We start from the raw sequence: 8,694 nt of genomic DNA, 5'->3' as shown, positions 1-8,694 counted from the left end.
CGCGGACGGTTGGTGTCACCAGCGGTAGTGCGCGAACGCCCGGTTGGCCTCGGCCATCTTGTGGGTGTCCTCGCGGCGCTTCACCGAAGCACCGAGACCGTTGGACGCGTCCAGCAACTCGTTGGCGAGACGCTCGACCATGGTCTTCTCACGACGCTGACGGCTGAAGCTGACGAGCCAGCGGAGCGCGAGGGTGTTGGCGCGATTCGGCTTGACCTCGATCGGCACCTGGTAGGTGGCACCACCGACGCGGCGGCTCTTCACCTCGAGGGTGGGCTTCACGTTGTCGAGAGCGCGCTTGAGGGTGACGACCGGATCGGTGCCGGTCTTGTCGCGAGCCTGCTCGAGGGCGCCGTAGACGATGCGCTCGGCGGTCGACTTCTTGCCGTCCAGCAGGATCTTGTTGACCAGCTGGGTGACCAGCGGCGAACCGTAGACGGGATCGTTGATGAGGGGGCGCTTGGGAGCGGGTCCTTTACGTGGCATGACTTATCAGTTCCCCTTCTTGGCGCCGTAGCGGCTGCGAGCCTGCTTGCGGTCCTTGACACCCTGGGTGTCGAGCGAGCCGCGGATGATCTTGTAGCGCACACCCGGGAGGTCCTTCACACGACCGCCGCGGACGAGCACCATCGAGTGCTCCTGCAGGTTGTGGCCTTCGCCGGGGATGTAGGCGGTGACCTCGACCGAGCTGGTCAGGCGCACACGGGCGACCTTGCGCAGCGCCGAGTTCGGCTTCTTGGGGGTGGTGGTGTAGACGCGGGTGCACACGCCACGACGCTGCGGGCTTCCCTTGAGGGCCGCGGTCTTGGTCTTGGCAGCCTTGTCGTGACGGCCCTTGCGGACCAGCTGATTGATGGTTGGCACTAGGTGTTCGTTCCTCTTTGTCATCGGTTGTGGTTGGTGCTCCGGGCAAGCACGAAGTGGCTCGCAGGCCTGTTTTCGCGGCTTCCACAACTCGCCCCACCAGCACGTATGTGCTGGTCAGTACATTTTCGCTACCCCGAGGTCGGGCGTGTCATACACTCGACAGCGGATCGCCTGTCAGCCCCTCTGCCGGCCGTACCCCGAGATGCTCGGCGGCTCGAGAGCCGTAGGGCAGGCATGCGGACTGGCCCAGCATGGGCCGGGCACCGACGATCCACTCTACCGATCGGGTTTACACAGGTCAAAAAACGGATCCTGCACGCAACCGGCAGGTGAACGGGTCGTGCGCGATCGGGTCCGGGTCACGCTCGTGCTCGGCGTGCCCCTCTCACTTCTACACCGTGAAACCGCATGCGTCGAGGGCGCGAACTGCGGGTGCGACCATTCCGTCATCCGCGCTGCACGGGTCGCCTGAGCTGCTCGATCACGGGTGCGGACGGGCTCTCGGGGTCGCGCGGTCGACGCGTCGGCGAGGACTGGCCGCCGAACCACCGGTCGACGATCGTCGCCTGCCGTTCCACCTCGCCCCGGCGCGGCATGTGGTGGTTCTCACCGGCATCGCGCACGCCGTACACGTCCTCGCCCAGTTCGTACCGGGCCTGGTCGGCCAGCGCATCGGCGAGGAACCCGGCAGGCGAACGGGCAGCGGCGATCTGCCAGGCGTGGACCAGTTCGTGGATGAGCAGCTGGCCCGGCACCGGGTATGCCCTGGTCCCCGGCCCCAGGGTCGCGTCGAGGTGCGACCCGAGATTGCAGAGGATGCGGCCGTCGACCGCGGGCACCGTGAATGCGCGCCCGCCCCGACCGGCGAGATCGGTGAGGACGACGTCATCGAGCCACCCCGCGTCCCCGAAGACCGCCACGGCCACGCTTCGCTCGGCCGGGGTCAACCCGCGATGACGCACGCGACGGCGGATGACGCTCGACGTGACGAGGCCCGCGCCCAGCACGACGACGAACCCGAGCGGGCCGAGCCAGATCGTCACCGGCACCAGGTGCACCGCGAGGAGCACACCCGCCGTGGCCGCCGGGGCGTCGCCGAGTCGTCCCGCCCCGAGCCGGCGGGCGACGGAGAGCACCGTGCCGAGCAGGCGCCCATAGGCCCGGGCGGCCGCGATGACCGGACGGCGCAGGCGCGTCGCGGACGCCGGGCGGGGCATCATTCCGGCGTCTGCGGCAGTTTCACCTTCGTCGCACCGGGTTTCGCCGGATTCGACGGCGGCGGGACCACCGGTCCGATGTCGCCATCCGGAGCCTCGTCGAGGTCGACGATGACCGGCGCGTGGTCACTCGGCTTGCTGCCCTTGCGTGCTTTCCGGTCGATCCAGGCGGCCGCGACGCGATCGGCAGCGGACGCTCCGGCGAGGATCAGGTCGATGCGCATCCCGAGGTCTTTGTGGAACATGCCGGCGCGGTAGTCCCAGTAGCTGAACACACGCTCGCCCGGCCACCGGTCCCGGACGACGTCGCGCAGGCCCATCGATTCGAAGGTGGCCAGCGCGGCCCGTTCCGCCGGAGTGACGTGGGTGTGTCCCACATACGCGGCGGGGTCGAACAGGTCGGCGTCGGCCGGCGCGATGTTCATGTCGCCGCACAGGAGTGTCGTGGCCGGGTCCTCCACGGCACGGGCCAGCGCCGCGAGCCACTCGAGTTTGTAGGTGTAGTGGTCCGAGTCCGGGGTCCGGCCGTTCGGCACGTACAGCGAGTGGATCCGCAGTCCGCCGCACACCGCCGACACCGCCCGCGCCTCGAGAGTCGACGGGTCGGGGTATCCGGGCATGCCGTCGAATCCGATCCGGACGTCGTCGAGTCCGACCCGCGACAACAGCGCCACCCCGTTCCACTGCCCCTGTCCGGCGTGCGCGACCTCGTATCCGCGGTCGGCGAGATCGGTGCCGAGTGACTCGTCGAACGCGGCGTCGGAGAGTTTGGTCTCCTGCAGGCACACCACGTCGGGTCGGCGCTCGTCGAGCCAGGGCAACAGGCGCGGGATGCGCTGCTTCACGGAGTTCACGTTCCAGGTCGCCACGCGCATGCGACCACGGTAGTACCCCGCCATCAGGGCCCGGCCACCGCCGATCGCCGACCCGGCCTTTCGTTCCACGGTGACGTGTGTCACGTTGGTGGGTATCGACACGTTGCACCGCACCTCCGATTCGTCGCCCCGACGGCCCGTCATCGAGTCGTCGTGGCGTCGGTCGGAGCTGTCCGGGGTCCGCCCCGAGGACCGGACGCCGACGCAGGTCCAGGACATCGCTGCCGCCGACCCGCTGCTCGACGCCGCCCGCCCGGTCCTCGATGACGCCGCCGCCCGACTCGCCGACACCGATGTCTCGCTGCTGCTCGTCGACCACGAGTGCCGGATGGTGACGCGGGTGGCGTTCGGCACGACCGTGGAGCGCCGTCTCGACGCGATCGGCGCCTCGCCGGGCGTGCCGTTCGGCGAGGACGTCGTCGGGACGACAGCCCTCGGTACCCCGGCGGAGACCCGGGGCGGGATCGTCGTGAACAGCTCCGAGCACTACCTGGACCAGTTCAAGTCGATCAGTTGCTTCGGACAGCCGATCATCCATCCCGCGACCCGCAGGCTGGCCGGGATCATCTGCATGTCCGAGATCGCCGATCGCATCAACCCCTTGGCGATCCCGGTCGTCAACGGGATCGTCGCCGACATCGCCGACCGCCTGCTGGACCGGTCGCGAGCGCACCAGCGATGCGTCCTCGACGCGTTCCAGCGCGCCGCACCGCGTCGCGACCTCGCCGTCGCGGCCATCGGCGACGACCTCCAGCTCACGAATGCCCTTGCTGCCGAACTGCTCTCCCCCACCGACATCGGCGCGATGCGGATCGTCGCGACCGATCCCGCACTGCGCGCGACAGTACTGCCGCTGACCCTGGTGTCGGGCGCCGAGGTCGAGGTCGCCGTCGAACCCGTGCCGGGCGCCTGCGGCGCGGCGCTGTTCCGCTTCCGGCCGGTCAGCGAGCCGCCGCCGAGGCGGTCCGCGCCACCGACCGCCCCGTCCCGCACCAGCGTCGCGATCACCGGCGAACCGGGGACCGGACGCAGCACCCACGCCGCTGCGCTCGCCGCCGAGACCGACTCGCCACCGGTGATCGTCGATGTCGCCGACGAGATCATCAGCGGTCGTCGCCCCGACATCCCCGCGTTCGTCGGACGCGCCCGATCGATGAGCACGACCCTGGTGATCGACGGCGTCGACCTCCTCGACCTGCAGTCGGTCGCCCTACTCGGGCGCGTGGCGGTGTCGAGCTCGCCGGAGTCGCCGCTGATCGTCGTCGGCGGGCCGCGCGACCAGGCGAGTCCGGGAGTCGCCGCACTCCTCGCCCGGTGCGCCACACGGGTCGATCTCGCTCCACTACGTCATCGGACCTCGGAGCTGGCGTCGATCGCGAGCAGCGCACTGACAGACATCGACCCGGAGCTCACGCTGTCCGGACTGGCGACGGACGCCCTGCTGTGCGACGACTGGCCGGGCAACCTCACCGAGCTCAACTCGGTGCTCCGGCAGGCCGCCCTGACGTGCCGAGCGCGCGCCGCGCGGGTCGTCGAACCCGCCGACCTGCCACCCGCCTATCGGACGACCAGCCGGGCCGCGCACCTGTCCGGCCGAGAGCAGGCCGAGCGCACCGCGATCGTCGAAGCGCTGGACCGTGCCCGGGGCAACAAGGTGCATGCCGCAAGGGATCTCGGCATCAGCCGGACGACGCTGTACTCGCGGATGCGCGCACTGGACATCTGAGCGCGCCGGCTACTCCGGCACCGTGGTGCGGGGCACCGGGTCCCGCAGCGTCTGCCGTGCGAGCGCCGCGATGAGGTCGGTCCGGGTCACGATGCCGACCAGGGTGTGCCCCTCCAACACCGGGACCGCGTCGCATCCGCTCTCGGCGAGCAGCGGCAACAGCGCCCCGACCGGCGTGCCCGGGGTCGCGACGGCCGGTTCCGCCGACATCACGTCCGCGGCGCACAACTCGACGTCGTCCGAACGCATCAACCGCCGCACGAGATGGATCTGGAACACCACACCGACGAACATGCCGTCGTCCGACGTCACCGGCAGCGAGGTGAAGCCGTACTCGTCGAAGAGGACGGCGACGTCTCGCAGCGGCGTCTCGGGGTTCACGGTCACCAGGTCTCGGGACATCACGTCCGTCGCGGCGAGCGGGCCCGCGCGATGACCGGCAGCCTGCAGTTCGGCGGCCCCGATCAGTCTCGCGAGGTCGGCGACACCGAGGTTGAGCGACTGCTCGTACCGGTCGAGGATGCCGGTCAGTTCGTCCTCGTCCAGACCGAGCCGCGCAGCGGGCGGGGGCGCCGCGTCGAACCGGCGATACGGGTAACGCCGTCCGGTCAACCGGGCGTATCCGGCGGCGAGGACCACCAGCAGGAGTGTGCCCGCGAGGACGGGCGCGAGGACGAACCGGAACCCCAGCGACTGGATCGTCTCCGGACTGAGCGCGGCTGTCATCGCCACCGCGCCGGCAGGCGGATGGACCGCGTGGCACCCGATCATCAAGGCCACGGACAGACCGACCGCGAGCGCCACCCGAAGCGCGGGCTGGCCGATGGTGAGGGTGGTCGCCACCCCCACGACCGCCGACACCGCGTTGCCGACGGTCGCGGGCCACGGCTGCGCCAACGGACTGTTCGGCGCGGCGAAGACGAGCACGGCGGTCGCCCCGAACGGCGCGATCAGGAAGAGTCCGAGCCGCAGGTCGACCCCCGACGCGGCGAGCACCAGACCGACGAGTCCGAGCGCCACCCCGGCCCCTGCTCCCGCCCGGAGGGCCTCACGGATCGAGATACCCCCGGTCACCGGGCCGAGGCCACGCAGGGCGGCGCCGACCCTGCCCGCTGGGCGCACGTTCACTCTGCTCCTCCGAAGGTCCCTGACTTGTCCGGCGTCTCACGGTAGCCACGCGGTGACGGCCGGTCGCCGCGACCCCTGTACAGCCCAGGTGTTCAGTTTCTGGACACGGCGACACGTCGGAACGGTGAGAGAAATAAGTCAGGTCGAATATGACCGAGATCACTCCACCGACCACATCACCGCCGGCACCACGCCGACCAGGAGGCCCCATGACCGCCGTCGTTCCCGACACCGCCCTGCATGAGCGCGTTCGCGATTTCATTTCCGCCGACCGTCCGATGCTGATCGGCGGCGAGTGGGTGTGGTCGGCCTCGGGCCGCACCTTCGAGACCATCGATCCCGCGACGGCGCGTCCGCTCACCTCGGTCGCCCACGGCGACGCGGCCGACATCGATCGCGCGGTCCGCGCCGCGCGCCAGGCCTTCGACGACGGCCCGTGGACCCGGATGAAGCCGAATGAACGCGAACGCCTGCTGTGGCGGGTCGGCGACATCCTCACCGAACGCGCCGAGGAGTTCGGCCAGCTGGAGGCGCTCGACAACGGCAAGGCGGCCACCATCGCCGCCGCGGTCGACACCAACTGGTCGGCCGACATCTTCCGCTACAACGCGGGCCTCGCCACCAAGATCACCGGGTCGACGGTCGACGTCTCGATGCCGTTCGTGCCCGGCGGCGAGTTCCACGCGTACACCCTGCGCGAGCCGGTCGGAGTCTGCGGCCTGATCGTGCCGTGGAACTTCCCGCTCCTGATGGCCGCGTTCAAGCTGGCCCCCGCATTGGCGGCCGGCAACACCGTCATCCTCAAGCCGGCCGAACAGACCCCGCTGACGGCCCTGCTCCTCGGCGAGGTGTTCCAAGAGGCCGGCTTCCCACCGGGCGTGGTCAACATCGTCACCGGTTACGGCGAGGCCGGCGCGGCGCTCGCCGCGCACGACGACGTCGACAAGATCGCGTTCACCGGCTCGACGGAGGTCGGCAAGAAGATCGTCGACGCCGCGAAGGGCAACCTCAAGAAGGTGTCGCTGGAACTCGGCGGCAAGAGCCCCAACATCGTCTTCGCCGACGCCGACTTCGAGAAGGCGGTCGCCGGGTCGGTCGCGGCCTGGATGTTCAACCACGGACAGTGCTGTGTCGCCGGAACACGTCTCTTCGTCGAGCGGCCGATCTTCGACGACTTCACCGCGGCCGTCGCGGAGGCGGCCTCGCAGGCCAAGATCGGACCCGGCCTCGACCCGTCGACCGAACTCGGACCGCTGGTCAGCCAAGAGCAGTTCGATCGCGTCTCGGGATACCTGGCGGCGGGCCTCGCCGACGGCGCACGGGCGCTGACAGGCGGAAAGCGTTGGGGCGACGAGGGATTCTTCATCGAACCGACCGTCTTCGTCGACGTCGCCCCGAGTTTCTCGATCGTGCGGGAGGAGATCTTCGGTCCCGTCGTCGCCGCCATGCCCTTCGATGCCGACACCGGGGTCGCGGCCGCGGCCAACGACTCCATCTACGGTCTCGCAGCAGGCATCTGGACCACGGATCTGTCCAAGGCGCACCGGACAGCTCGACAGATCAAGGCCGGCTCGGTCTGGGTGAACCAGTACAACGGCTTCGACACGGCGATGCCGTTCGGCGGTTACAAGCAGTCGGGATGGGGGCGCGAACTCGGCTCGTCGGCCATCGAGCTCTACACCCAGACCAAGGCCGTCAACATCTCGCTCTGACCCCCATCCGCCCTCGAGTACACCCAAGGAGCACGATTTCATGTCTCTCACCACCAAGGCCGCCGTCCTCACCGGACCCGGAAAGCCGTTCGAGATCGTCGAACTCGACCTCGACGAGCCCCGCGAAGGCGAGGTGCTGATCAAGTACACCGCGGCCGGGCTGTGCCACTCCGACCTTCACCTGACCGACGGCGACCTCCCGCCCCGCTATCCGATCGTGGGCGGCCACGAGGGTTCGGGGATCATCGAGGCGGTCGGCCCGGGCGTCACCAAGGTCAAGCCCGGCGACCACGTGGTCTGCAGCTTCATCCCGAACTGCGGCACCTGCCGCTACTGCTCCACCGGCCGGCAAAACCTCTGCGATATGGGCGCCACCATCCTCGAGGGCTCGATGCCCGATGGCACATTCCGATTCCACGGTGGCGGTGACGATTTCGGAGCCATGTGCATGCTCGGCACCTTCGCCGAACGCGCGACGATCTCGCAGCACTCGGTCGTCAAGGTCGACGAGTGGTTGCCGCTCGACAAGGCAGTGCTCGTCGGTTGCGGCGTGCCCTCGGGCTGGGGCACCTCGGTGTACGCGGGCGGCGTGCGTGCCGGCGACACCGTGGTGATCTACGGCATCGGCGGCCTGGGCATCAACGCGGTGCAGGGCGCGGTGTCGGCCGGGGCCAAATACGTCGTGGTCGTCGACCCGGTCGCGCTCAAGCGCGACACGGCGCTCAAATTCGGTGCCACTCATGCCTTCGCCGATGCCGCCGAGGCCGCGGAGAAGGTCAACGAACTGACCTGGGGGCAGGGTGCCGATCAGGCCCTCATCCTCGTCGGCACGGTCGACGCGGAGGTCGTGGCCAACGCGACCGCCGTCGTGGGCAAGGGCGGGACGGTCGTCATCACCGGTCTCGCCGATCCGACGAAGCTGACCGTGCAGGTCTCCGGAACCGATCTGACCCTGAACCAGAAAACCATCAAGGGCAGTCTGTTCGGCTCGGCCAATCCGCAGTACGACATCGTCAAACTGCTGCGCCTGTACGACGCGGGGCAGCTCAAGCTCGACGAACTGGTCACGCAGACCTACACCCTCGACCAGGTCAACGAGGGATACCAGGATCTGCGGGACGGCAAGAACATCCGCGGGGTCATCATCCACGCGGAGTGAATACCCGGTC

Annotated in this window: 8 protein-coding genes; 3 read left to right on the top strand and 5 right to left on the bottom strand. The window is 69.4% G+C overall.

The annotated features are described in order from the left end of the window. Nucleotides 1–15: 15 nt before the first annotated feature. The 4 genes from rpsG to M4D77_RS22925 all read right to left on the bottom strand — a co-directional run bounded on the left by rpsG (nt 16) and on the right by M4D77_RS22925 (nt 2,959). Entirely contained in the window at nt 16–486 is a 471-nt protein-coding gene (gene rpsG, locus M4D77_RS22940; protein ID WP_004020595.1) for a 30S ribosomal protein S7, read from the bottom strand. 6 nt (nt 487–492) lie between these two features. After that, the gene (rpsL, locus tag M4D77_RS22935; protein ID WP_004020596.1) at nt 493–864 is read right to left on the bottom strand and encodes a 30S ribosomal protein S12; all 372 of its coding nucleotides are present in this window, start codon (nt 862–864) and stop codon (nt 493–495) included. 449 nt (nt 865–1,313) lie between these two features. Next, the gene (locus M4D77_RS22930) at nt 1,314–2,087 is read right to left on the bottom strand and encodes a hypothetical protein (protein ID WP_242697051.1); all 774 of its coding nucleotides are present in this window, start codon (nt 2,085–2,087) and stop codon (nt 1,314–1,316) included. After that, on the bottom strand, nt 2,084–2,959 hold the full coding sequence (locus tag M4D77_RS22925; RefSeq protein ID WP_078113148.1) for an exodeoxyribonuclease III: 876 nt from the start codon (nt 2,957–2,959) through the stop codon (nt 2,084–2,086). The genes M4D77_RS22930 and M4D77_RS22925 overlap by 4 nt, the downstream gene beginning before the upstream one ends. Nucleotides 2,960–3,287: 328 nt before the next feature. Between M4D77_RS22925 and M4D77_RS22920 the strand changes: the two genes are divergently transcribed. After that, on the top strand, nt 3,288–4,685 hold the full coding sequence (locus tag M4D77_RS22920) for a helix-turn-helix domain-containing protein (protein ID WP_259937544.1): 1,398 nt from the start codon (nt 3,288–3,290) through the stop codon (nt 4,683–4,685). Between the two features lie 9 nt (nt 4,686–4,694). Here the strand turns inward: M4D77_RS22920 and M4D77_RS22915 are convergent, their stop codons facing one another. Then, entirely contained in the window at nt 4,695–5,813 is a 1,119-nt protein-coding gene (locus M4D77_RS22915; protein ID WP_078113128.1) for an HPP family protein, read from the bottom strand. Between the two features lie 209 nt (nt 5,814–6,022). On the opposite strand from M4D77_RS22915, the gene M4D77_RS22910 reads away from it, so the two are divergent. Together M4D77_RS22910 and M4D77_RS22905 are read left to right on the top strand one after the other, a co-directional pair. After that, complete coding sequence (locus M4D77_RS22910) at nt 6,023–7,525, top strand: aldehyde dehydrogenase family protein (RefSeq protein ID WP_259937540.1); 1,503 nt, start codon at nt 6,023–6,025, stop codon at nt 7,523–7,525. Between the two features lie 40 nt (nt 7,526–7,565). Then, nucleotides 7,566–8,684 carry an NDMA-dependent alcohol dehydrogenase gene (locus M4D77_RS22905; protein ID WP_058252381.1) on the top strand — a complete coding sequence of 373 codons (1,119 nt, stop codon included), beginning with the start codon at nt 7,566–7,568 and terminating at the stop codon, nt 8,682–8,684. Nucleotides 8,685–8,694: the final 10 nt, after the last annotated feature.

This window comes from Gordonia sp. p3-SID1431 (assembly GCF_025143765.1).
GTDB classification, from domain to species: Bacteria; Actinomycetota; Actinomycetes; order Mycobacteriales; family Mycobacteriaceae; genus Gordonia; species Gordonia hongkongensis.
This window is presented reverse-complemented; position numbering and strand designations above follow the sequence as displayed.

Excerpts from the sequence above, each read along its gene's own strand:
- rpsG (WP_004020595.1), bottom strand. The coding sequence starts at position 486 with ATGCCACGTAAAGGACCCGCTCCCAAGCGCCCCCTCATCAACGATCCC.
- M4D77_RS22930 (WP_242697051.1), bottom strand. The coding sequence starts at position 2,087 with ATGATGCCCCGCCCGGCGTCCGCGACGCGCCTGCGCCGTCCGGTCATC.
- M4D77_RS22925 (WP_078113148.1), bottom strand. The coding sequence starts at position 2,959 with ATGCGCGTGGCGACCTGGAACGTGAACTCCGTGAAGCAGCGCATCCCG.
- M4D77_RS22920 (WP_259937544.1), top strand. The coding sequence starts at position 3,288 with ATGGTGACGCGGGTGGCGTTCGGCACGACCGTGGAGCGCCGTCTCGAC.
- M4D77_RS22910 (WP_259937540.1), top strand. The coding sequence starts at position 6,023 with ATGACCGCCGTCGTTCCCGACACCGCCCTGCATGAGCGCGTTCGCGAT.
- M4D77_RS22905 (WP_058252381.1), top strand. The coding sequence starts at position 7,566 with ATGTCTCTCACCACCAAGGCCGCCGTCCTCACCGGACCCGGAAAGCCG.